Raw genomic sequence first — 20,871 nt, 5'->3', positions numbered from 1 at the left:
TATTTTTGCGCTTATGAAAAAACATCTTAATTTACGCAGTATGGCGGCCCAGGCCGTCGAACAGGTTGTCGAAAAAGGACAGTCATTAAGCAACGTGCTGCCCGCTATGCAGCAAAAAGTTGCTGATAAAGACAAAGCGCTGTTGCAGGAACTTTGCTTCGGCGTATTGCGCACTCTCTCCCAACTGGAGTGGATGATCCAGCAGTTGATGGAACGTCCAATGACGGGCAAACAGCGCACCGTACACTACCTGATCATGGTGGGCTTCTACCAACTTCTGCATACCCGTATTCCACCGCACGCTGCGCTGGCTGAGACAGTAGAAGGCGCGGTTGTCATAAAGCGTCCGCAACTGAAAGGGCTGATCAACGGCGTGTTGCGCCAGTTTCAACGCCGTCAGGATGAACTGCTGGCCGAGTTTGCGCAAAGCGATTTGCGCTTCTTACACCCCTCCTGGCTGGTGAAACGTATTAAAAGTGCGTATCCGCAGCAGTGGGAAGCTATTCTTGAAGCCAATAACCAGCGACCGCCGATGTGGCTACGCGTCAATCGTAATCACCATACGCGCGACGCCTGGCTGGACCTGCTTAGCGAAGCAGGATTAACCGGCTTCCCACATCCGGATTATCCGGATGCAGTGCGTCTGGAAACGCCGGCTCCTGTACACGCCCTCCCAGGCTTTGATGAAGGCTGGGTAACCGTCCAGGATGCTTCAGCTCAAGGATGTGTAACTTATCTGTTGCCGGAGAACGGTGAACAGATCCTCGACCTGTGCTGCGCGCCGGGCGGTAAAACGACGCACATTCTGGAAGTTGCTCCGCAAGCTAACGTCATGGCCGTCGATGTGGATGAAAAACGCTTATCGCGCGTTTACGACAATCTGAAACGTCTGGGCATGAAGGCAACCGTAAAACAGGGTGATGGTCGATATCCACAACAATGGTGTGGCGAACAACAGTTTGACCGTATTTTGCTAGATGCTCCGTGTTCTGCCACCGGGGTGATACGTCGCCATCCAGACATCAAATGGCTGCGTCGCGATCGGGATATTGCCGAACTTGCGCAGCTGCAGGCCGAGATCCTGAATGCAACCTGGTTACATCTCAAATCTGGCGGCACGCTGGTTTATGCCACGTGCTCTATCCTGCCAGAAGAAAACCAGCAGCAAATTACCGCCTTCCTGGCACGCACGCCGGATGCGGTATTAAGCGAAACCGGTACGCCGGAAAACCCCGGACGTCAGAATTTACCGGGTGCGGAAGATGGCGATGGCTTCTTTTACGCTAAGCTAATCAAAAAGTGATGAGATAACGGGTCGCGACTGATGAAAATTATCATTCTGGGCGCAGGGCAAGTTGGCGGTACGCTGGCTGAAAACCTGGTCGGAGAGAACAACGATATCACGGTAGTCGATACCAATGGTGAGCGCCTGCGCAGCCTGCAGGACAAGTTTGATCTCCGCGTCGTGCAAGGGCACGGTTCACATCCTCGCGTACTGCGTGAAGCTGGGGCCGACGATGCCGATATGCTGGTTGCCGTAACCAGCTCAGATGAAACAAATATGGTTGCCTGCCAGGTAGCTTATTCACTGTTTAATACGCCTAATCGCATCGCCCGTATTCGTTCACCGGATTATGTTCGTGATGCGGACAAGCTATTCCAATCCGATGCGGTACCTATCGATCACCTGATTGCGCCGGAGCAACTGGTTATCGATAGCATTTATCGACTGATTGAATATCCGGGTGCATTGCAGGTGGTGAATTTTGCCGAAGGTAAAGTCAGTCTGGCAGTAGTAAAAGCCTATTACGGCGGGCCGCTTATCGGTAATGCGCTGTCAACAATGCGTGAACATATGCCGCACATCGATACCCGTGTTGCGGCGATTTTCCGTCATGATCGACCAATCCGTCCACAAGGTTCTACGATCGTTGAAGCGGGTGATGAAGTCTTCTTTATTGCGGCATCACAGCATATTCGCGCCGTAATGAGTGAACTGCAACGTCTGGAAAAACCGTACAAACGCATTATGTTAGTAGGCGGCGGTAATATCGGAGCGGGTCTTGCACGTCGTCTGGAAAAAGATTACAGCGTCAAACTGATCGAACGTAATCAACAGCGAGCATCCGAACTTGCAGAGAAACTGCAAAATACGATCGTCTTTTTTGGTGATGCTTCGGATCAAGAGTTACTGGCCGAAGAACATATCGATCAAGTTGATCTGTTCATCGCAGTGACCAACGATGATGAAGCGAATATCATGTCGGCGATGCTTGCCAAACGGATGGGTGCCAAGAAAGTGATGGTGTTAATTCAACGCAGAGCATACGTCGATCTGGTGCAAGGTAGCGTGATCGATATTGCTATTTCACCGCAGCAGGCGACCATCTCCGCGCTGCTCAGTCACGTACGTAAAGCTGACATTGTCGGTGTTTCTTCACTACGCCGTGGCGTCGCGGAAGCCATTGAAGCCGTCGCACACGGGGATGAAACAACATCTCGGGTTGTGGGGCGTTCAATTGATGAAATTAAACTTCCCCCTGGAACCATTATTGGCGCCGTTGTGCGTGGTAACGATGTGATGATTGCCAACGATAACCTGCGCATTGAGCAGGGCGATCACGTAATTATGTTCCTGACAGATAAAAAGTTTATTACCGACGTCGAGAGACTATTCCAGCCAAGTCCTTTCTTCCTGTAATAATTTGGGCGCTAATACAGCGCCCTTTTTATTTCCCTTTATATTTCATGGTCTAATAAATTTTCCTTTCGGCAATACATAAATGGAAATTGCCTAAACATTTGTTAAACTTATAAACGTCAGCTGCATAGGGAGAATAAAATGAGCATTATTAAAGAGTTTCGCGAATTCGCGATGCGCGGGAATGTTGTCGATTTGGCAGTGGGTGTCATTATTGGTGCGGCATTCGGTAAGATTGTTTCATCACTGGTTGCCGATATCATCATGCCGCCACTGGGGTTGTTAATTGGTGGAATTGATTTTAAACAGTTTGCTTTAACGCTACGTGATGCACAGGGAGACATCCCTGCCGTGGTCATGCATTACGGTGTATTTATTCAGAATGTCTTCGATTTCATTATTGTTGCGTTTGCTATCTTTATGGCAATCAAACTGATCAACAAACTGAACCGTAAAAAAGCGGAGGAGCCGGCAGCACCGCCAGCCCCATCAAAAGAAGAAGTATTACTGAGCGAAATTCGTGACCTGCTGAAAGAACAGAATAACCGCTCTTAAGCACTCACGGAAACAAGAAGGCCAGTGGTAAAAAAGTTAATTACTTTCTTGCCACTGGCCTCCCAGTTACCCCGATTGCCATGTTTACCTTTACGTAGATAACTTCCTTTCCCTTTCTTATTTTTCTCAACGCGCTGTCTGAACAGTGGGTCATGCAGAAGCGCCTCAATGGCGTTGTCCTTTATCTGCCCTTTGGTGTGCTGATAACGACTCATAATATCTCCAGTTTGAGGTAATTTAAGCCGGGAGTGTAGACCCGGCAGTTCAAGAAATCAACAGCCTGATGTTGTTCCACTGGCGCCTTGCTCTAGAGCTTCAAGAATAGAGCAGTACACGCTGCTGTGTGCCTTGCCGCAGCATGCATCATTCAATCGCTGCAGAGACCGCTGCATCGTCTGAAGTTCGGCAATACGTGCTTCGACTTCTTGCAGTCTTTCCTGGACGATCCCTTTTGATTCCTGACAGGTATGGTGTTCGGGATCAACACGGATCGAAAGCAATTCGCGGATCGACTCCAGAGTGAAACCAAGCTGGCGGGCATAACGAATAAACTTCAGGCGCTGAAGATCGCTTTCTGTATAGAGGCGAAATCCGCCTTCAGTACGCACTTCATGCTCCATCATTTGCTGCTTTTCATAATAGCGGATAGTATCTGGCGTCACGTCAGCCAGTTTCGCTATTTCACCAATTCGGTACATGCTCTCTCCGCTATTCATCGTTGATCTTTTTTAGCAGCTTATCTGCGTAGTCACCGCGCAAAAACTCGGTGCTGAGTCCAGCCTGCCGAAGTTTAAGTTCCAGCAGCGACAGTCTTCGGCTCACCTCCGGATAGCTTGGATCATCTTTGCGGATCCCCGCGAGTATTTCAAGCAGCTGTATTGCTTCTCTGCGTTGCTCGAGCTCAGGAGGAAGGCAACCTGCATTTTTTAATAAACGGTATCCGGCTCGGAGTTCAGGAGGGACATGGGTGTCATCGTCAAGAGTCAGCGGTTCGCCCGTTCCCGGTAAATCATCAAACTCACCTTTAGATTGTGCATCAATAATATGGCGCTCTGCCCACTGGTCCAGTAACCACATACAACACTCCAGGGGATGAACAAAAAGAGTACAGATATTGTAGATAAGTGGGGATATGACGGATATAAAAAAACCCGCCGAGGCGGGTTTTTTTACGTTACTACAGATTACTCTGCAGCAGCTTCTGTTTTCTCTGAACGATCAACCAGCTCGATGTATGCCATCGGCGCGTTGTCGCCTGCACGGAAACCACACTTCAGAATGCGAGTGTAACCACCGGCGCGGCTCGCGAAACGCGGGCCCAGTTCGTTAAACAGTTTTGCCACGATCTCGTTATCACGAGTACGGGCGAATGCCAGACGACGATTAGCTACGCTATCAGTCTTGGCAAGAGTAATCAGCGGCTCAACTACGCGACGCAGCTCTTTCGCTTTCGGCAGAGTCGTCTTGATGATTTCATGACGAACCAGTGAACCTGCCATATTGCGGAACATAGCCTGGCGATGGCTGCTGTTGCGGTTCAGTTGACGACCACTCTTACGATGGCGCATGACCTTATCCTTCTCAGTAAAACCTTAACCTGTGATCCGGTTACTCGTCAGCGATGCTTGCCGGTGGCCAGTTTTCCAGGCGCATGCCCAGAGACAGTCCACGGGAAGCCAGCACGTCTTTAATCTCGGTAAGAGATTTTTTACCAAGGTTAGGCGTCTTAAGAAGCTCAACCTCAGTACGCTGTACCAGATCACCGATATAGTGGATAGCTTCTGCTTTGAGGCAGTTAGCAGAGCGGACAGTCAATTCCAGATCGTCAACAGGGCGCAGCAGGATCGGATCGAATTCTGGTTTCTCTTCTTTAACTTCCGGCTGACGTACATCACGTAAATCAACGAAAGCTTCCAGTTGTTCAGCCAGAATGGTAGCCGCACGACGAATCGCCTCTTCAGGATCGATTGTGCCGTTGGTTTCCATTTCGATGACCAGCTTGTCCAGGTCGGTACGCTGTTCTACACGCGCTGCTTCAACATTGTAGGCAATACGCTCTACAGGGCTGTAGCATGCGTCGACCAGCAGACGGCCGATTGGGCGCTCATCTTCTTCCGAATGAATTCGGGTAGAAGCCGGCACATAACCACGACCGCGCTGAACTTTGATACGCATGCTAATAGATGCATTCTCATCGGTCAGGTGGCAGATCACGTGCTGTGGCTTGACGATTTCGACATCACCATCATGGGTAATGTCGGCTGCAGTCACAGGGCCAATGCCAGATTTATTCAAGGTAAGAATAACATCATCTTTACCCTGAACTCTCACCGCCAGCCCTTTCAGGTTGAGCAGGATTTCCAGGATATCTTCCTGAACGCCTTCTTTGGTGCTGTACTCATGTAGTACACCATCAATCTCAACCTCGGTCACCGCGCAACCCGGCATCGATGAGAGCAGAATACGGCGCAGTGCGTTACCCAAAGTATGGCCAAAGCCACGCTCTAAAGGCTCAAGGGTCACCTTGGCGTGCGTCGAACTCACTTGCTCGATATCTACCAGGCGCGGTTTTAGAAACTCTGTCACAGAACCCTGCATTGTGTCCTCTCTTTGGTACTAAGCTTTACTTGGAGTAAAGCTCGACGATCAGGTGTTCGTTAATGTCCGCAGACAGATCAGAACGCTCCGGCTTACGCTTGAACGTACCTTCCATCTTGCCAGCATCAACTTCCAGCCAGGTTGGCTTTTCACGCTGCTCAGCCAGCTCCAGAGCGGCTTTCACGCGAGACTGCTTCTTCGCTTTCTCACGAATGCTAACAACGTCATTCGGACTAACCTGATAAGAAGCGATGTTAACAACACGACCGTTTACCATAATTGCTTTATGGCTGACCAGCTGACGTGCTTCTGCACGAGTGGCACCGAAGCCCATACGGTATACAACGTTGTCCAGACGACCTTCCAGCAGACCCAACAGGTTTTCACCGGTGTTGCCTTTCAGACGTGCTGCTTCTTTGTAGTAGTTACGGAACTGACGCTCCAGCACACCGTAGATACGGCGAACTTTTTGCTTTTCACGCAACTGCACACCATAGTCAGACAGACGCGGTTTACGCGCACCGTGCTGGCCAGGAGCTTGTTCAATTTTACACTTGGTATCGATCGCGCGAACGCCAGACTTAAGGAATAAGTCAGTGCCCTCACGACGGCTCAGCTTGAGCTTAGGACCCAAATATCTTGCCATTTTCTTTCTCCAACAATCCTAGAAACGACAGCGTTATACGCGACGTTTTTTCGGCGGACGACAACCGTTATGAGGGATCGGAGTCACATCAGTAATATTAGTGATGCGGAAACCAGCGGCGTTCAGAGCACGAACAGTAGATTCGCGACCTGGACCCGGTCCTTTGACCATAACTTCCAGATTCTTGATACCGTATTCTTTTACGGCTTCAGCGCAACGCTCTGCTGCAACCTGAGCTGCAAACGGAGTGGATTTGCGAGAACCACGGAAACCGGAACCACCGGCTGTTGCCCAACCCAGTGCGTTACCCTGACGATCAGTAATGGTAACGATGGTGTTGTTAAAAGAAGCATGGATATGAGCCACGCCGTCAGAGACTTGTTTTCTTACACGTTTACGTGCACGAATTGGTGCCTTTGCCATTATTCAATCACCCCGATTATTTCTTGATCGGTTTGCGCGGACCCTTACGGGTACGTGCGTTGGTCTTGGTACGCTGACCGCGAACCGGGAGACCACGACGATGACGCAAACCGCGATAGCAACCAAGGTCCATAAGGCGCTTGATGCTCATGCTAACTTCACGGCGCAGATCACCTTCAACGACAAATTTGGCAACTTCGTCACGCAGCGTGTCGATTTGTTCTTCAGACAGCTCACTGATCTTAACATCTTCAGCGATACCCGCGGCAGCCAGAATGGCTTTAGAACGGGTCTTGCCGACGCCGTAGATCGAAGTTAATGCGATCACAGCATGTTTCTGATCAGGAATGTTAATGCCTGCTATACGGGCCACTATGCACTCCTACTATTTAATATGTACGCACCATGCTGAAAAGCCCGTTTTCAGGATACTCAAATGGAAACGCACAGACATACAAAAGATTGGCTGGCTAATCTAGCCAGCTCAACCCAACTTTGCAAGAAAAATATGCGAATAAATCAGCCTTGGCGCTGTTTATGCTTCGGCTCGGCACTGCAAATCACACGGATGACACCATCACGCTTAACGATTTTGCAGTTACGGCATAATTTCTTGACGGAAGCACGAACTTTCATTTTTACTCTCCGTAACTTCTCGGGCGACTGTTAACGGCCGTAGCCTTTCAGATTCGCCTTCTTCAATGCAGACTCGTACTGACTTGACATCATCAGAGTTTGCACTTGAGCCATAAAGTCCATAATCACGACAACAACGATAAGCAGTGAGGTCCCACCGAAGTAGAACGGTACTTTCATTGCATCACGCATGAACTCCGGGATCAGGCAGATAAAGGTAATGTAGAGCGCACCAACCAAAGTCAGGCGGGTCATTACTTTATCGATATACTTCGCCGTTTGCTCTCCCGGACGAATTCCTGGTACAAATGCACCGGACTTCTTCAGGTTATCTGCTGTTTCACGCGGGTTGAAAACCAACGCCGTGTAGAAGAAACAGAAGAATATGATTGCAGACGCATAGAGTAACACATAAAGCGGTTGCCCAGGCTGCAAATACAGCGAAATTGTTGTCAGCCAGTTCCAACCAGTCCCGCCCCCGAACCATGACGCGATGGTCGCCGGGAACAGAATAATACTGGAAGCGAAGATTGCCGGGATTACCCCCGCCATATTCACCTTCAGCGGTAAATGTGTGCTCTGTGCAGCATAGACACGACGACCTTGCTGACGTTTCGCGTAGTTTACCACAATGCGGCGTTGACCACGCTCAACAAATACAACAAAGAACGTCACTGCGAATACTAATACTGCAACCAACAGCAACACGAGGAAGTGCAGGTCGCCTTGACGCGCTTGCTCGATAGTATGGGCAATGGCTGGCGGGAGTCCCGCTACAATACCGGCGAAGATAATGATTGAGATACCGTTGCCGATACCACGTTCAGTAATCTGTTCACCCAACCACATCAGGAACATCGTCCCTGTAACCAGACTTACAACAGCGGTGAAATAGAATGCAAAGCCTGGGTTCATCACCAGGCCCTGCATACCAGGCATATTCGGCAGACCGGTAGCAATACCGATCGACTGGAATATTGCCAGCACCAGAGTACCGTAGCGGGTGTACTGGCTGATCTTACGACGACCAGACTCCCCTTCTTTCTTAATTTCTGCCAGCGTTGGATGAACCACCGTCAGCAGCTGGATAATGATCGACGCCGAAATATACGGCATGATCCCCAGAGCAAAGATAGAAGCACGGCTGAGAGCACCACCAGAGAACATGTTAAACATTTCAATGATGGTGCCTCGCTGTTGCTCAAGCAGTTTGGCAAGTACAGCGGCATCAATACCAGGGATCGGAATGAAAGAGCCAATACGGAACACAATCAGCGCGCCGATTACAAACAGCAGTCTGCGTTTCAGCTCGCCTAAGCCACCTTTGGCACTTTGAAAATCTAATCCCGGTTGTTTAGCCATCTGCTACTTATTCCTCGATTTTACCGCCAGCAGCTTCGATAGCAGCACGAGCGCCTTTAGTAACACGCAGGCCACGAACAGTTACCGGAGTAGTGACTTCACCAGCCAGGATCACTTTCGCGAACTCGATCTGGATACCGATAATGTTAGCTGCTTTCAGCGTGTTCAGGTCTACAACACCGCCTTCAACTTTAGCCAGGTCAGACAGACGAACTTCCGCTGTAATCGCTGCTTTACGTGAAGTGAAGCCGAATTTCGGCAGACGACGGTACAGAGGCATCTGACCACCCTCGAAACCGCGACGTACGCCACCGCCAGAACGAGACTTCTGACCTTTGTGGCCACGACCACCGGTTTTACCGAGGCCAGAACCGATACCACGACCCAGGCGGCGAGCCGCTTTTTTAGAGCCTTCGGCCGGAGACAGAGTATTTAAACGCATCTCTTACTCCTCAACTTTAACCATGAAGGAAACCGCGTTGACCATACCACGAACAGCAGGAGTATCCTCGCGCTCTACGGTGTGACCAATACGACGCAGACCCAGGCCAAGCAGCGTTGCCTTGTGTTTCGGCAGACGACCGATTGCACTGCGGGTTTGAGTAATTTTAATAGTCTTTGCCATGGTTTATTTCCCCAGAATTTCTTCAACGGATTTACCACGCTTGGCAGCGACCATTTCCGGAGATTTCATATTTTCCAGGCCATCGATAGTTGCACGAACCACGTTAATCGGGTTAGTAGAACCATACGCTTTAGCCAGAACGTTACGAACTCCAGCGACTTCCAGAACGGCGCGCATTGCACCACCGGCGATGATACCGGTACCTTCGGAAGCCGGCTGCATGAATACACGAGAACCCGTGTGAGTACCCTTAACCGGGTGCTGCAGGGTGCCGTGGTTCAGCGCGACGTTAATCATATTGCGACGGGCTTTTTCCATCGCTTTCTGGATCGCTGCTGGAACTTCACGCGCTTTACCGTAACCAAAACCAACGCGACCGTTACCATCACCAACTACAGTCAGAGCTGTGAAGGAGAAAATACGACCACCTTTAACGGTTTTAGATACGCGGTTAACCGCGATCAGCTTTTCCTGCAGTTCGCCAGCTTGTTTTTCGATGTGAGCCATCTTACACCTCTACCTTAGAACTGAAGGCCAGCTTCACGGGCAGCATCTGCCAGTGCCTGGACACGACCATGATATTGGAACCCGGAACGGTCAAAAGAAACATCTTTGATGCCTTTTTCCAGAGCGCGTTCAGCAACAGCTTTACCTACAGCTGCAGCAGCGTCTTTGTTACCGGTGTACTTCAATTGTTCAGCGATAGCTTTTTCTACAGTAGAAGCAGCTACCAGAACTTCAGAACCGTTCGGTGCAATTACCTGTGCGTAAATATGACGCGGGGTACGATGTACCACCAGGCGAGTTGCACCCAGCTCCTGGAGCTTGCGGCGTGCGCGGGTCGCACGACGGATACGAGCAGATTTCTTATCCATAGTGTTACCTTACTTCTTCTTAGCCTCTTTGGTACGCACGACTTCGTCGGCGTAACGAACACCCTTGCCTTTATAAGGCTCAGGACGACGGTAGGCGCGCAGATCTGCTGCAACCTGACCGATCAGCTGTTTATCAGCACCTTTCAGCACGATTTCAGTCTGAGACGGACATTCTGCAGTGATTCCCGCAGGCAGCTGATGGTCAACTGGGTGAGAGAAACCTAAAGCCAGGTTTACTACATTCCCTTTAACCGCTGCACGATAACCTACACCAACCAGCTGAAGCTTCTTAGTGAAGCCTTCGGTAACACCGACAACCATTGCATTCAGCAGGGCACGCGCGGTACCAGCCTGAGCCCATCCATCTGCGTAACCATCACGCGGACCGAAGGTCAGTGCATTATCTGCATGATTTACTGCAACAGCATCGTTGAGAGTACGAGTCAGCTCGCCGTTTTTACCTTTGATCGTAATAACCTGACCGTTGATTTTTACATCAACGCCGGCAGGAATAACGACCGGTGCTTTAGCAACACGAGACATTTTTTCCTCCGATTAGGCTACGTAGCAGATAATTTCGCCACCAAGACCAGCCTGGCGCGCTGCACGATCAGTCATAACACCTTTAGAGGTAGAAACAACTGCGATACCCATGCCAGCCATAACTTTCGGCAGCTCGTCTTTACGCTTATAAATGCGCAGACCTGGGCGACTGACACGCTGAATGCTTTCTACAACAGCTTTACCCTGGAAATACTTGAGAGTAAGTTCCAGTTCCGGCTTGGTGTCGCCTTCAACTTTAAAATCTTCAATAAAACCTTCTTCCTTCAGCACGTTGGCAATTGCCACTTTCAGCTTGGAGGAAGGCATGGTGACCGCAGCTTTATTCGCGGCCTGACCGTTACGGATACGGGTCAGCATATCCGCGATCGGATCTTGCATGCTCATCTGTCTTTACTCCCGTGATTCAATTGGTAATTACCAGCTAGCCTTTTTCAAGCCTGGTACTTCACCGCGCATGGCGGCTTCACGCAGTTTGATACGGCTCAACCCGAACTTGCCCACATAGCCATGCGGACGACCTGTTTGACGGCAGCGGTTACGCTGACGGGACGGGCTGGAATCACGCGGCAGAGACTGCAGCTTGAGAACTGCGTTCCAACGATCTTCGTCGGTCGCGTTCACATCAGAGATAATAGCTTTCAGTTCAGCGCGTTTTGCGAAGTACTTATCAGCTAAAGCTACGCGCTTTACTTCGCGTGCTTTCATTGATTGCTTAGCCATTCAGTAACCCTACCTTACTTGCGGAACGGGAAGTCAAAGGCAGCCAGCAGAGCACGGCCTTCTTCATCAGATTTCGCAGTAGTGGTAATGGTAATATCCAAACCACGCACGCGGTCGACTTTATCGTAGTCGATTTCTGGGAAGATGATCTGCTCACGGACACCCATGCTGTAGTTACCACGACCGTCGAAAGACTTAGCGGACAAGCCACGGAAGTCACGGATACGTGGAACAGCAATAGTGATCAGGCGCTCAAAGAACTCCCACATGCGTTCGCCACGCAGAGTTACTTTACAGCCGATCGGATAGCCCTGACGGATTTTGAAGCCTGCAACTGATTTGCGTGCTTTGGTGATCAGCGGTTTTTGACCGGAGATTGCTGTCAGGTCAGCTGCTGCGTTATCCAGCAGTTTCTTGTCAGCGATCGCTTCACCAACACCCATGTTCAGGGTGATCTTCTCGACCCGAGGGACTTGCATGACAGAATTGTAGTTAAACTCAGTCATGAGTTTAGCGACTACTTCGTCTTTGTAGTAATCATGCAGTTTCGCCATCGTACTACTCCAAATTACTTGATAGTTTCGCTGTTAGATTTGAAGAAACGGACTTTTTTGCCGTCTTCGAATCTAAAGCCTACACGGTCAGCCTTGCCGGTTGCCGCGTTGAAGATAGCAAGGTTAGAGATCTGAATAGCTGCTTCTTTCTCTACGATGCCGCCTGGTTGGTTCAGGGCCGGAACCGGCTTCTGATGTTTCTTAACCAGGTTGATACCTTCAACAATGACCTTGCCGGAAGACAGGACATTCTTAACTTTACCGCGTTTACCTTTATCTTTACCGGTTAACACGATAACTTCGTCATCACGACGGATCTTCGCTGCCATGATTCGCTCCTTAGAGTACTTCTGGTGCCAGAGAGATAATTTTCATGAACTTCTCGTTACGAAGTTCACGAGTTACCGGCCCAAAAATACGCGTACCGATAGGTTGCTCGCTGTTATTGTTTAAAATAACGCATGCATTACCATCGAAGCGAATGACAGAACCGTCCGGGCGACGAACACCCTTCTTGGTGCGCACCACTACCGCCTTCAGCACATCACCTTTTTTGACCTTACCACGCGGAATTGCTTCCTTGATGGTGATCTTGATGATATCGCCGACGCCTGCGTAGCGACGGTGCGAGCCACCCAGAACCTTGATACACATTACGCGACGTGCACCGGAGTTGTCGGCGACGTTCAGCATAGTCTGTTCTTGGATCATTTTAGTGCTCCGCTAATGTCAACTACTACTGAGACCCGAAAATCAGGTCGTTAAAAAAGCCCCATATCGGGGGCGCGGCATTATAACACCGCTTCAACGATATGGGTAGAAAAAATAAACGGCTCATCGCTGAGCCGTTTATTCGTTGAGAATGCCTACTGTATTACAGAACGGCTTTCTCTACAACGCGAACCAGCGTCCAGGACTTAGTCTTGGACAGCGGACGGCATTCGCGGATTTCAACCACGTCACCAGTACCGCATTCGTTGTTCTCGTCATGTACGTGCAGTTTGGTCGTACGCTTAATGAATTTACCGTAGATCGGGTGTTTCACAAAACGTTCGATAGCAACAACGATGGATTTCTCCATTTTATCGCTAACAACGCGACCTTGCAGAGTACGGATTTTATCGGTCATTACGCACCCGCCTTCTCAGTCAGTAAAGTCTTAACGCGTGCGACGTCACGACGCACTTGCTTCAACAGGTGAGACTGTTGCAGCTGGCCACTTGCAGCCTGCATACGCAGGTTGAACTGCTCACGCAGCAGATTCAGCAGCTCGGTGTTCAGCTCTTCAACACTCTTCTCACGCAGCTCTTTTGCTTTCATTACATCACCGTCTTAGTTACAAAGGTGGTTTTAATCGGCAGTTTCGCTGCTGCCAGCTTGAATGCTTCACGGGCCAGCTCTTCCGGTACGCCGTCCATTTCATACAGGACTTTACCCGGCTGAATCAAGGCAACCCAATACTCCACGTTACCTTTACCTTTACCCATACGCACTGCCAGCGGCTTTTCAGTGATCGGTTTGTCCGGGAATACACGGATCCAGATCTTACCTTGACGCTTAACTGCACGGGTCATAGCACGACGTGCTGCTTCGATCTGACGGGCAGTCAGACGACCACGGCCAACAGCTTTCAGACCGAAGCTGCCGAAGCTAACATCCGCGCCAGCAGCCAGACCGCGGTTACGGCCTTTGTGCATTTTACGGAATTTTGTACGCTTTGGTTGTAACATCAGCGACGCTCCTTATTTACGGCCTTTACGCTGCTGCTTTTTAGGTTGAGCAGCCGGTTTTTCCGGTTGTTCAACAGCAGCCATACCACCCAGGATCTCGCCTTTGAAGATCCACACTTTAACGCCGATTACACCGTAAGTGGTGTGCGCTTCAGAGGTGTTGTAGTCGATGTCAGCACGCAGAGTGTGCAGAGGTACGCGACCTTCGCGGTACCATTCGGTACGTGCGATTTCCGCGCCGCCCAGACGGCCGCTAACTTCAACTTTGATACCTTTAGCGCCCAGACGCATTGCGTTCTGTACAGCACGCTTCATAGCACGACGGAACATAACACGACGTTCCAGCTGAGAAGTGATGCTGTCAGCAACCAATTTTGCGTCCAGTTCAGGCTTACGCACTTCGGCGATATTGATCTGAGCAGGAACGCCAGCAATATCCGCTACGACTTTGCGCAGTTTTTCTACGTCTTCGCCTTTCTTACCGATAACGATACCCGGGCGAGCGGTGTGAATGGTCACACGGATGCTCTTAGCCGGACGCTCGATAACGATACGAGATACAGACGCTTTAGCCAGTTCCTTAGTCAGGTACTGACGTACTTTAAAATCGCTGTCCAGGTTGTCAGCGAATTCTTTGGTGTTCGCAAACCAGGTTGAGTTCCATGGTTTTACAATACCCAGGCGAATACCATTAGGATGTACTTTCTGACCCATTGCTAGTCTCCAGAGTCTCAGCGATCGGACACAACCACAGTAATGTGGCTGGTGCGCTTCAGGATGCGATCTGCACGACCTTTTGCACGCGGCATAATGCGCTTCATGCTCGGGCCTTCGTCTACGAAAATTTTCGTAACTTTCAGATCGTCAATGTCAGCGCCATCGTTGTGTTCAGCGTTAGCAATGGCAGATTCCAGGACTTTCTTAACCAGTACAGCCGCTTTCTTATTGGTGTAGGTCAGAATATCCAGAGCCTGCGACACTTTCTTACCGCGAATCAGGTCTGCAACAAGGCGAACCTTCTGAGCAGAAGAACGAGCATGGCGATGTTGAGCTAAAGTTTCCATCTCTTCCTCCTACCTTATTTCTTCTTCGCTTTTTTATCAGCAGCGTGGCCGCGATAAGTACGAGTCGGTGCGAATTCACCCAGTTTGTGACCGACCATTTCGTCGGAAACAAATACCGGAACGTGCTGACGACCATTATGGACAGCGATGGTCAAACCGATCATGTTAGGAAAGATCGTTGAACGACGGGACCAAGTGCGCAGGGGCTTCTTGTCTCCGCTTTCCACCGCTTTCTCTACCTTCTTCAGCAAGTGCAGGTCAATAAAAGGACCTTTCTTGAGAGAACGTGGCATGGCTTATCCTCTAAAATTATTTGCTACGGCGACGTACGATGAATTTATCAGTACGCTTGTTGCTGCGGGTCTTCTTACCTTTGGTCTGAACGCCCCACGGAGTTACCGGGTGCTTACCAAAGTTACGACCTTCACCACCACCATGTGGGTGGTCGACTGGGTTCATCGCAGTACCGCGAACGGTAGGACGAACACCACGCCAGCGTGCAGCACCTGCTTTACCCAGAACGCGCAGCATATGCTCAGCATTGCCAACTTCGCCCAGAGTTGCACGGCAGTCTGCTTCGACTTTACGCATTTCACCAGAACGCAGACGCAGGGTGACATAAGCACCATCACGAGCAACGATCTGAACGTAAGTACCAGCGGAACGTGCCAGCTGACCGCCTTTACCTGGTTTCATTTCTACGTTATGAACGGTAGAACCAACCGGGATATTGCGCATCGGCAGGGTGTTACCTGCTTTGATTGCAGCATCAACGCCAGACTGAATCTGGTCGCCAGCTTTCAGGCCTTTAGGGGCCAGAATGTAACGGCGTTCACCGTCTTTGTACAGAACCAGCGCGATGTTCGCGGAGCGGTTCGGATCGTACTCAAGACGTTCAACAACTGCCGGGATACCGTCTTTGTTGCGTTTGAAGTCAACAATACGATAAGCCTGCTTGTGACCACCACCGATGTGACGAGTGGTGATACGGCCATTGTTGTTACGACCACCGGATTTGCTGTTTTTTTCAACCAGCGGAGCAAAAGGTTTGCCCTTGTGCAGCTCTGGGTTGACCACTTTAACAACGTGGCGACGACCCGGAGATGTCGGTTTACATTTAACAACTGCCATTGTATTACTCCTCCGACTTACTCAGCGCCGCCGACGAAGTCCAGATTCTGGCCTTCCTTCAGGGTGACGTAAGCTTTTTTCCAGTCGCTACGACGACCGATACGCTGTCCGTGACGTTTAACTTTCCCTTTAACTACCAGGGTGTTAACGACTTCGACTTCGACTTCAAACAGTTTCTGCACAGCAGCTTTGATTTCTGCTTTGGTCGCGTCTTTAGCAACTTTGAGAACGATGGTGTTAGTTTTTTCCATCGCAGTAGACGCTTTTTCAGAAACGTGCGGTGCGCGCAGCACTTTCAGCAGACGTTCTTCACGAATCATGCCAGCATCTCCTCAACTTGCTTAACAGCATCAGCAGTCATTACGACTTTGTCGAAGGCGATCAGGCTAACCGGGTCGATACCAGTTGCATCGCGTACGTCAACCTTGTGCAGGTTGCGCGCAGCCAGGAACAGGTTTTCGTCCAGCTCACCGGTGATGATCAGCACATCTTCCAGAGCCATGTCTTTCAGTTTCTGTGCCAGCAGCTTAGTTTTAGGCGCTTCTACAGAGAATGATTCGACAACGATCAGACGATCCTGACGTACCAGTTCGGACAGAATGCTTTTCAGCGCGCCGCGGTACATCTTTTTGTTAACTTTTTGACTGTGGTCCTGTGGACGAGCAGCGAAGGTCACACCACCTGAACGCCAGATCGGGCTCTTGATAGAACCTGAACGCGCACGGCCGGTACCTTTCTGGCGCCACGGCTTTTTGCCTGAACCAGTTACTTCAGCACGAGTCTTCTGAGCACGAGTACCCTGACGAGCACCAGCTGCATAAGCAACAACAACCTGGTGAACCAGCGCTTCGTTGAAATCACGACCGAAGGTAGTTTCGGAAACAGTCAGCGCGCTCTGCGCGTCTTTCAATACTAATTCCATTGCTATCCCCTTACGCCTTCACAGCTGGTTTAACGATCAGGTCGCAACCGGTCGCACCCGGAACACCACCTTTAACCAGCAGCAGGTTGCGCTCAGCGTCAACACGTACTACGTCCAGGCTCTGAACGGTTACACGTTCGTTGCCCAGCTGACCTGCCATTTTCTTGCCTTTGAACACTTTGCCCGGAGTCTGGTTCTGACCGATAGAACCCGGAACGCGGTGAGACAAGGAGTTACCGTGAGTAGCGTCCTGGGTACGGAAGTTCCAGCGCTTAACGGTACCAGCGAAACCTTTACCTTTAGAGGTACCGGTTACGTCAACTTTTTTAACGTCAGCAAACAGTTCAACGCTAATGTTCTGACCAACGGTGTATTCTTCACCATCTGCCAGACGGAACTCCCACAGGCCGCGGCCAGCTTCTACGCCAGCTTTAGCAAAGTGGCCAGCTTCCGGCTTAGTTACGCGGTTAGCTTTTTTAGCACCGGTGGTAACCTGAACAGCGCGATAGCCATCGTTAGCCAGATCTTTAACCTGAGTAACGCGGTTTGCTTCAACTTCGATAACGGTTACTGGGATAGATACGCCATCTTCAGTGAAGATGCGGGTCATACCCACTTTTTTACCGACTAAACCAATCATTGTATCAACCTCTCAATCGCTCGATGACCTGATTAACCCAGGCTGATCTGCACGTCTACACCGGCAGCCAGGTCCAGACGCATCAGAGCATCAACGGTTTTTTCAGTTGGCTCAACGATGTCAACCAGACGCTTGTGAGTACGGATCTCGTACTGATCACGCGCGTCTTTGTTGACGTGCGGGGAGATCAGAACGGTGAAACGCTCTTTGCGGGTCGGCAGCGGGATCGGACCACGAACCTGCGCACCAGTGCGCTTGGCAGTCTCGACGATTTCCGCGGTTGATTGATCGATCAGACGATGATCAAACGCTTTCAAACGGATACGGATTCTTTGGTTCTGCATGAGACCAGAGCTCCAATTATTTTATAGACGAAATAGTTACTCCTCAAACCCATTACGATTGATGGGAGAGTGTAACCGTTCTTACAGAGTTCCCCGATTGGGAACATTGTCTGGTATTGCTTTCGCAGTACCGGTGGCTCATATCGAACCGCTGTCAATATTAGACAAGCCCGCGCATTATACGTAAATCTCAGTCTTAAGCAAGTGCCGCGTAGAAATTAATCACTCGTTCATAAATGCGGGCCTCCTTCCACTCTGATTGTATGTTCTGTGATGCAACGCGTTTTCCGTGGAAGAGAGCATCCATAACTCACATCCCGGACTTGTAGGGCCGGCGTGCTTACCCGAAGGTAAACTCTTTACCAAATGAGATTTGCCCATGTACATCGACCTCCCCTTTCTGCTGATTTATGTTTCGCTATCAGGGTTGCTCTTAGTCCATGACCTGCGTACCGGGTTGCTGCCCGACAAATTTACCTGCCCTCTTTTGTGGGGCGGTCTTATTTATCATCAGTGCTGCAGACCTGCACAGTTATCCGACGCGCTTTGGGGTGCCGTAGCGGGCTATGGGGTATTTGCTTTGTTCTACTGGGGGTATCGTTTGATATGCCGACAGGAAGGATTAGGCTTTGGTGACGTCAAATTTCTTGCCGCACTGGGCGCATGGCATCGCTGGGAATCATTGCCACTGTTGGTTTTACTTGCCACGGGCATGGCATGTTGTCTCACCGGGATTTCTTGCGTCCGTTACGGGAGACAGATGCTAAAAAACCCGCTGCCTTTTGGGCCATATCTGGCGGCTGCGGGTTTCGTTATTGGCTGGGTAAATCTGATACAGGGCGGTTAGTCACTGACTTTAATTTGCGATTGCAGATAATTTTGCAAGCCAAGTTTTGCAATCAGGTCCAGCTCAGTTTCGAGCCAGTCAATATGCCCTTCTTCTTCAGTCAGGATCTCGATCATCATGTCCCGGCTGACATAATCATGAACGCTATCGGCATAGGCAATGGCTTCACGCAGATCTTTCGCCCCATCCAACTCGAGTCGAAGATCGGATTGCAGCATCTCTTCAACGTCTTCGCCAATACCCAACTTGCCAAGATCCTGCAAGTTCGGGAGCCCTTCTAAGAATAAAATACGCTCGATATATTTATCAGCGTGTTTCATCTCATCGATAGATTCATGGTACTCAACATCATTGAGGCGAGTCAGTCCCCAGTTTTTAAACATACGAGCATGGAGAAAATACTGGTTGATCGCGACAAGCTCATTTCCCAATAGTTTATTGAGATAATTTATGATTTTAACATCACCTTTCATTTTATAGTCCCTCCGCTTCCACTCTTAGAGCGTAGATGGGGCTACAGGGATGTCAAAAAAAAGAGTGTGACTTAGGCGATCTCTTTAAATTCTGGCATTTGCGTTAATTCATCCTGCATGACTTCACGGGCAGCACGAATGCACTTACCGCATTGATTTCCTACAGGAATAAATTTACGTAATTGCTGAAAGGACTGAGGGTGAAACTGGCGAACAGCCTGACGTATTTTTTTATCACTTATCGCATTACACAAACAAACGTACATGATCGCTCCCGTTCAATTTCTGCGCAAAGTGTAAATGAGAATAGTTATGATTACAATAGCACAGCGCTATTTACGCGGCGGGAGAATGAATAAAAAATGCGAATAAATATGACAGCTACTAAATTGCAGGCAGCAAAAGGGCGCCGAAGCGCCCTTTTTAAGCTCAAAGCTAATTAATCAATAATTAGCTCATTACTTTAGCAACAACGCCCGCACCAACAGTACGGCCGCCTTCACGGATTGCGAAACGCAGACCGTCGTCCATCGCGATCGGGTGGATCAGGGTAACAACCATTTTGATGTTGTCGCCCGGCATTACCATCTCTACGCCTTCCGGCAGTTCGATGGTACCAGTCACGTCAGTAGTACGGAAGTAGAACTGCGGACGGTAGCCTTTGAAGAACGGAGTATGACGGCCGCCTTCGTCTTTGGACAGAATGTACACTTCAGATTCGAACTTGGTGTGCGGCTTGATAGAGCCCGGCTTAGCCAGTACCTGACCACGTTCGATTTCTTCACGTTTGATACCACGCAGCAGAACACCAACGTTCTCACCAGCACGGCCTTCGTCCAGCAGTTTGCGGAACATTTCAACGCCAGTACAGGTAGACTTAGCAGTCTCTTTGATACCAACGATTTCAACTTCTTCACCAACTTTGATGATACCGCGCTCTACACGACCGGTAACAACGGTACCACGACCGGAGATGGAGAATACGTCTTCGATAGGCAGCAGGAACGGCTTGTCAATCGCACGCTCTGGTTCTGGGATGTAAGAATCCAGGAAGCCAGCCAGTTCGATGATTTTCGCTTCCCACTCTGCTTCGCCTTCCAGCGCTTTCAGAGCAGAACCACGAACGATCGGAGTGTCGTCGCCCGGGAAATCGTACTGAGACAGAAGTTCACGAACTTCCATTTCTACCAGTTCCAGCAGCTCTTCGTCATCAACCATGTCGCATTTGTTCAGGAACACGATGATGTACGGAACGCCTACCTGACGACCCAGCAGGATGTGCTCACGAGTCTGCGGCATCGGGCCGTCAGTCGCAGCAACAACCAGGATCGCGCCGTCCATCTGCGCAGCACCGGTGATCATGTTTTTAACATAGTCGGCGTGGCCCGGGCAGTCTACGTGTGCGTAGTGGCGAGTCGGGGTGTCATATTCAACGTGAGAAGTGTTGATGGTGATACCACG

General features: G+C 50.1%; 38 protein-coding genes. 4 read left to right on the top strand and 34 right to left on the bottom strand.

All coding sequences use genetic code 11. The features are described 5' to 3' along the window. Nucleotides 1–13 precede the first annotated feature (13 nt). From rsmB to mscL, 3 genes are all read left to right on the top strand, one after another. Nucleotides 14–1,303 carry a 16S rRNA (cytosine(967)-C(5))-methyltransferase RsmB gene (gene rsmB / locus OGX67_RS08395; RefSeq protein WP_257652060.1) on the top strand — a complete coding sequence of 430 codons (1,290 nt, stop codon included), beginning with the start codon at nt 14–16 and terminating at the stop codon, nt 1,301–1,303. Between the two features lie 21 nt (nt 1,304–1,324). Further along, nucleotides 1,325–2,701, top strand: coding sequence for a Trk system potassium transporter TrkA (trkA, locus tag OGX67_RS08390; RefSeq protein WP_003031153.1), 1,377 nt, complete (start codon nt 1,325–1,327; stop codon nt 2,699–2,701). A 141-nt stretch (nt 2,702–2,842) separates the two neighbouring features. Beyond that, nucleotides 2,843–3,256, top strand: coding sequence for a large-conductance mechanosensitive channel protein MscL (gene mscL, locus OGX67_RS08385; RefSeq protein WP_003031152.1), 414 nt, complete (start codon nt 2,843–2,845; stop codon nt 3,254–3,256). Here the strand turns inward: mscL and arfA are convergent. From arfA to rpsJ, 31 genes are all read right to left on the bottom strand, one after another. Continuing rightward, nucleotides 3,253–3,471 (bottom strand): alternative ribosome-rescue factor ArfA, encoded by a 219-nt coding sequence (gene arfA / locus OGX67_RS08380; protein WP_003828276.1) that lies wholly within the window; start codon nt 3,469–3,471, stop codon nt 3,253–3,255. The genes mscL and arfA overlap by 4 nt on opposite strands. Before the next feature lie 57 nt (nt 3,472–3,528). Then, nucleotides 3,529–3,954 (bottom strand): Zn(2+)-responsive transcriptional regulator, encoded by a 426-nt coding sequence (gene zntR / locus OGX67_RS08375; RefSeq protein WP_003031145.1) that lies wholly within the window; start codon nt 3,952–3,954, stop codon nt 3,529–3,531. Nucleotides 3,955–3,964: 10 nt separating this feature from the next. Further along, nucleotides 3,965–4,333 carry a DnaJ family domain-containing protein gene (locus OGX67_RS08370; protein WP_061548305.1) on the bottom strand — a complete coding sequence of 123 codons (369 nt, stop codon included), beginning with the start codon at nt 4,331–4,333 and terminating at the stop codon, nt 3,965–3,967. Nucleotides 4,334–4,440: 107 nt separating this feature from the next. Further along, nucleotides 4,441–4,824 carry a 50S ribosomal protein L17 gene (gene rplQ / locus OGX67_RS08365; RefSeq protein WP_001216370.1) on the bottom strand — a complete coding sequence of 128 codons (384 nt, stop codon included), beginning with the start codon at nt 4,822–4,824 and terminating at the stop codon, nt 4,441–4,443. A 40-nt stretch (nt 4,825–4,864) separates the two neighbouring features. Further along, the gene (locus OGX67_RS08360) at nt 4,865–5,854 is read right to left on the bottom strand and encodes a DNA-directed RNA polymerase subunit alpha (protein WP_003031139.1); all 990 of its coding nucleotides are present in this window, start codon (nt 5,852–5,854) and stop codon (nt 4,865–4,867) included. Between the two features lie 25 nt (nt 5,855–5,879). Beyond that, nucleotides 5,880–6,500: a 30S ribosomal protein S4 gene (rpsD, locus tag OGX67_RS08355; protein WP_003031138.1), complete on the bottom strand. Its 621-nt coding sequence runs from the start codon at nt 6,498–6,500 to the stop codon at nt 5,880–5,882. Nucleotides 6,501–6,533: 33 nt separating this feature from the next. Next, entirely contained in the window at nt 6,534–6,923 is a 390-nt protein-coding gene (gene rpsK / locus OGX67_RS08350) for a 30S ribosomal protein S11 (RefSeq protein ID WP_003031137.1), read from the bottom strand. Nucleotides 6,924–6,939: 16 nt separating this feature from the next. Further along, nucleotides 6,940–7,296, bottom strand: a complete 357-nt coding sequence (gene rpsM, locus OGX67_RS08345; RefSeq protein WP_003031135.1) for a 30S ribosomal protein S13 — start codon at nt 7,294–7,296, stop codon at nt 6,940–6,942. A gap of 146 nt (nt 7,297–7,442) precedes the next feature. Continuing rightward, the gene (gene rpmJ / locus OGX67_RS08340) at nt 7,443–7,559 is read right to left on the bottom strand and encodes a 50S ribosomal protein L36 (RefSeq protein ID WP_000868187.1); all 117 of its coding nucleotides are present in this window, start codon (nt 7,557–7,559) and stop codon (nt 7,443–7,445) included. A gap of 30 nt (nt 7,560–7,589) precedes the next feature. Further along, the gene (gene secY, locus OGX67_RS08335; protein ID WP_001118864.1) at nt 7,590–8,921 is read right to left on the bottom strand and encodes a preprotein translocase subunit SecY; all 1,332 of its coding nucleotides are present in this window, start codon (nt 8,919–8,921) and stop codon (nt 7,590–7,592) included. A 7-nt stretch (nt 8,922–8,928) separates the two neighbouring features. Continuing rightward, nucleotides 8,929–9,363: a 50S ribosomal protein L15 gene (rplO, locus tag OGX67_RS08330; protein ID WP_003031132.1), complete on the bottom strand. Its 435-nt coding sequence runs from the start codon at nt 9,361–9,363 to the stop codon at nt 8,929–8,931. Nucleotides 9,364–9,366: 3 nt separating this feature from the next. Beyond that, nucleotides 9,367–9,546 (bottom strand): 50S ribosomal protein L30, encoded by a 180-nt coding sequence (gene rpmD, locus OGX67_RS08325; RefSeq protein WP_001140434.1) that lies wholly within the window; start codon nt 9,544–9,546, stop codon nt 9,367–9,369. Nucleotides 9,547–9,549: 3 nt separating this feature from the next. Continuing rightward, entirely contained in the window at nt 9,550–10,053 is a 504-nt protein-coding gene (gene rpsE, locus OGX67_RS08320) for a 30S ribosomal protein S5 (protein WP_003031131.1), read from the bottom strand. 14 nt (nt 10,054–10,067) lie between these two features. Next, nucleotides 10,068–10,421 carry a 50S ribosomal protein L18 gene (rplR, locus tag OGX67_RS08315; protein ID WP_000358960.1) on the bottom strand — a complete coding sequence of 118 codons (354 nt, stop codon included), beginning with the start codon at nt 10,419–10,421 and terminating at the stop codon, nt 10,068–10,070. Nucleotides 10,422–10,430: 9 nt separating this feature from the next. Next, a complete protein-coding gene (gene rplF, locus OGX67_RS08310; RefSeq protein ID WP_003031129.1) occupies nt 10,431–10,964 on the bottom strand; it encodes a 50S ribosomal protein L6 in 534 nt (177 codons plus the stop codon). A 12-nt stretch (nt 10,965–10,976) separates the two neighbouring features. Then, nucleotides 10,977–11,369, bottom strand: a complete 393-nt coding sequence (rpsH, locus tag OGX67_RS08305) for a 30S ribosomal protein S8 (protein WP_003031127.1) — start codon at nt 11,367–11,369, stop codon at nt 10,977–10,979. A gap of 30 nt (nt 11,370–11,399) precedes the next feature. Further along, nucleotides 11,400–11,705, bottom strand: a complete 306-nt coding sequence (gene rpsN / locus OGX67_RS08300) for a 30S ribosomal protein S14 (RefSeq protein ID WP_003031125.1) — start codon at nt 11,703–11,705, stop codon at nt 11,400–11,402. A gap of 14 nt (nt 11,706–11,719) precedes the next feature. After that, a complete protein-coding gene (gene rplE / locus OGX67_RS08295) occupies nt 11,720–12,259 on the bottom strand; it encodes a 50S ribosomal protein L5 (protein WP_003031123.1) in 540 nt (179 codons plus the stop codon). 14 nt (nt 12,260–12,273) lie between these two features. Beyond that, nucleotides 12,274–12,588, bottom strand: coding sequence for a 50S ribosomal protein L24 (rplX, locus tag OGX67_RS08290; RefSeq protein WP_003031122.1), 315 nt, complete (start codon nt 12,586–12,588; stop codon nt 12,274–12,276). Nucleotides 12,589–12,598: 10 nt separating this feature from the next. Beyond that, the gene (rplN, locus tag OGX67_RS08285) at nt 12,599–12,970 is read right to left on the bottom strand and encodes a 50S ribosomal protein L14 (RefSeq protein ID WP_000613954.1); all 372 of its coding nucleotides are present in this window, start codon (nt 12,968–12,970) and stop codon (nt 12,599–12,601) included. A gap of 163 nt (nt 12,971–13,133) precedes the next feature. Continuing rightward, the gene (rpsQ, locus tag OGX67_RS08280; RefSeq protein WP_003031120.1) at nt 13,134–13,388 is read right to left on the bottom strand and encodes a 30S ribosomal protein S17; all 255 of its coding nucleotides are present in this window, start codon (nt 13,386–13,388) and stop codon (nt 13,134–13,136) included. Beyond that, a complete protein-coding gene (gene rpmC / locus OGX67_RS08275) occupies nt 13,388–13,579 on the bottom strand; it encodes a 50S ribosomal protein L29 (RefSeq protein WP_000644742.1) in 192 nt (63 codons plus the stop codon). Before rpmC ends, rpsQ begins: the two co-directional genes overlap by 1 nt. Then, nucleotides 13,579–13,989, bottom strand: coding sequence for a 50S ribosomal protein L16 (rplP, locus tag OGX67_RS08270; protein ID WP_000941208.1), 411 nt, complete (start codon nt 13,987–13,989; stop codon nt 13,579–13,581). The genes rpmC and rplP overlap by 1 nt, the downstream gene beginning before the upstream one ends. A 12-nt stretch (nt 13,990–14,001) precedes the next feature. After that, complete coding sequence (rpsC, locus tag OGX67_RS08265) at nt 14,002–14,703, bottom strand: 30S ribosomal protein S3 (RefSeq protein ID WP_000529945.1); 702 nt, start codon at nt 14,701–14,703, stop codon at nt 14,002–14,004. A 17-nt stretch (nt 14,704–14,720) separates the two neighbouring features. Continuing rightward, a complete protein-coding gene (gene rplV / locus OGX67_RS08260) occupies nt 14,721–15,053 on the bottom strand; it encodes a 50S ribosomal protein L22 (RefSeq protein WP_000448832.1) in 333 nt (110 codons plus the stop codon). 14 nt (nt 15,054–15,067) lie between these two features. After that, on the bottom strand, nt 15,068–15,346 hold the full coding sequence (gene rpsS / locus OGX67_RS08255; protein WP_001138115.1) for a 30S ribosomal protein S19: 279 nt from the start codon (nt 15,344–15,346) through the stop codon (nt 15,068–15,070). A 16-nt stretch (nt 15,347–15,362) separates the two neighbouring features. Continuing rightward, the gene (rplB, locus tag OGX67_RS08250) at nt 15,363–16,184 is read right to left on the bottom strand and encodes a 50S ribosomal protein L2 (protein ID WP_000301869.1); all 822 of its coding nucleotides are present in this window, start codon (nt 16,182–16,184) and stop codon (nt 15,363–15,365) included. Between the two features lie 17 nt (nt 16,185–16,201). Further along, nucleotides 16,202–16,504, bottom strand: a complete 303-nt coding sequence (gene rplW, locus OGX67_RS08245; protein WP_000617546.1) for a 50S ribosomal protein L23 — start codon at nt 16,502–16,504, stop codon at nt 16,202–16,204. After that, nucleotides 16,501–17,106 (bottom strand): 50S ribosomal protein L4, encoded by a 606-nt coding sequence (rplD, locus tag OGX67_RS08240; protein WP_003031119.1) that lies wholly within the window; start codon nt 17,104–17,106, stop codon nt 16,501–16,503. Before rplD ends, rplW begins: the two co-directional genes overlap by 4 nt. Before the next feature lie 10 nt (nt 17,107–17,116). Then, nucleotides 17,117–17,746, bottom strand: coding sequence for a 50S ribosomal protein L3 (gene rplC / locus OGX67_RS08235; RefSeq protein WP_003031117.1), 630 nt, complete (start codon nt 17,744–17,746; stop codon nt 17,117–17,119). A 32-nt stretch (nt 17,747–17,778) separates the two neighbouring features. Then, the gene (rpsJ, locus tag OGX67_RS08230) at nt 17,779–18,090 is read right to left on the bottom strand and encodes a 30S ribosomal protein S10 (RefSeq protein WP_001181005.1); all 312 of its coding nucleotides are present in this window, start codon (nt 18,088–18,090) and stop codon (nt 17,779–17,781) included. 379 nt (nt 18,091–18,469) lie between these two features. Between rpsJ and OGX67_RS08225 the strand changes: the two genes are divergently transcribed. Beyond that, complete coding sequence (locus OGX67_RS08225) at nt 18,470–18,937, top strand: prepilin peptidase (protein WP_049002893.1); 468 nt, start codon at nt 18,470–18,472, stop codon at nt 18,935–18,937. On the opposite strand, the gene bfr is transcribed toward OGX67_RS08225, so the two are convergent. The 3 genes from bfr to tuf all read right to left on the bottom strand — a co-directional run. Then, nucleotides 18,934–19,410, bottom strand: coding sequence for a bacterioferritin (gene bfr, locus OGX67_RS08220; RefSeq protein WP_003031113.1), 477 nt, complete (start codon nt 19,408–19,410; stop codon nt 18,934–18,936). The two genes, OGX67_RS08225 and bfr, sit on opposite strands and share 4 nt — an antisense overlap. A 71-nt stretch (nt 19,411–19,481) precedes the next feature. Further along, entirely contained in the window at nt 19,482–19,676 is a 195-nt protein-coding gene (gene bfd, locus OGX67_RS08215; protein ID WP_003031111.1) for a bacterioferritin-associated ferredoxin, read from the bottom strand. Nucleotides 19,677–19,860: 184 nt separating this feature from the next. Continuing rightward, a partial coding sequence (tuf, locus tag OGX67_RS08210; RefSeq protein ID WP_127674166.1) for an elongation factor Tu occupies nt 19,861–20,871 on the bottom strand: 1,011 nt, incomplete at its 5' end.

The organism is Citrobacter sp. Cf118 (assembly GCF_030334095.1).
Classification (GTDB): Bacteria; Pseudomonadota; Gammaproteobacteria; order Enterobacterales; family Enterobacteriaceae; genus Citrobacter; species Citrobacter freundii.
The sequence above is the reverse complement of the archived record's forward strand: the minus strand, read 5'-3'. Positions and strand labels throughout refer to the sequence as shown.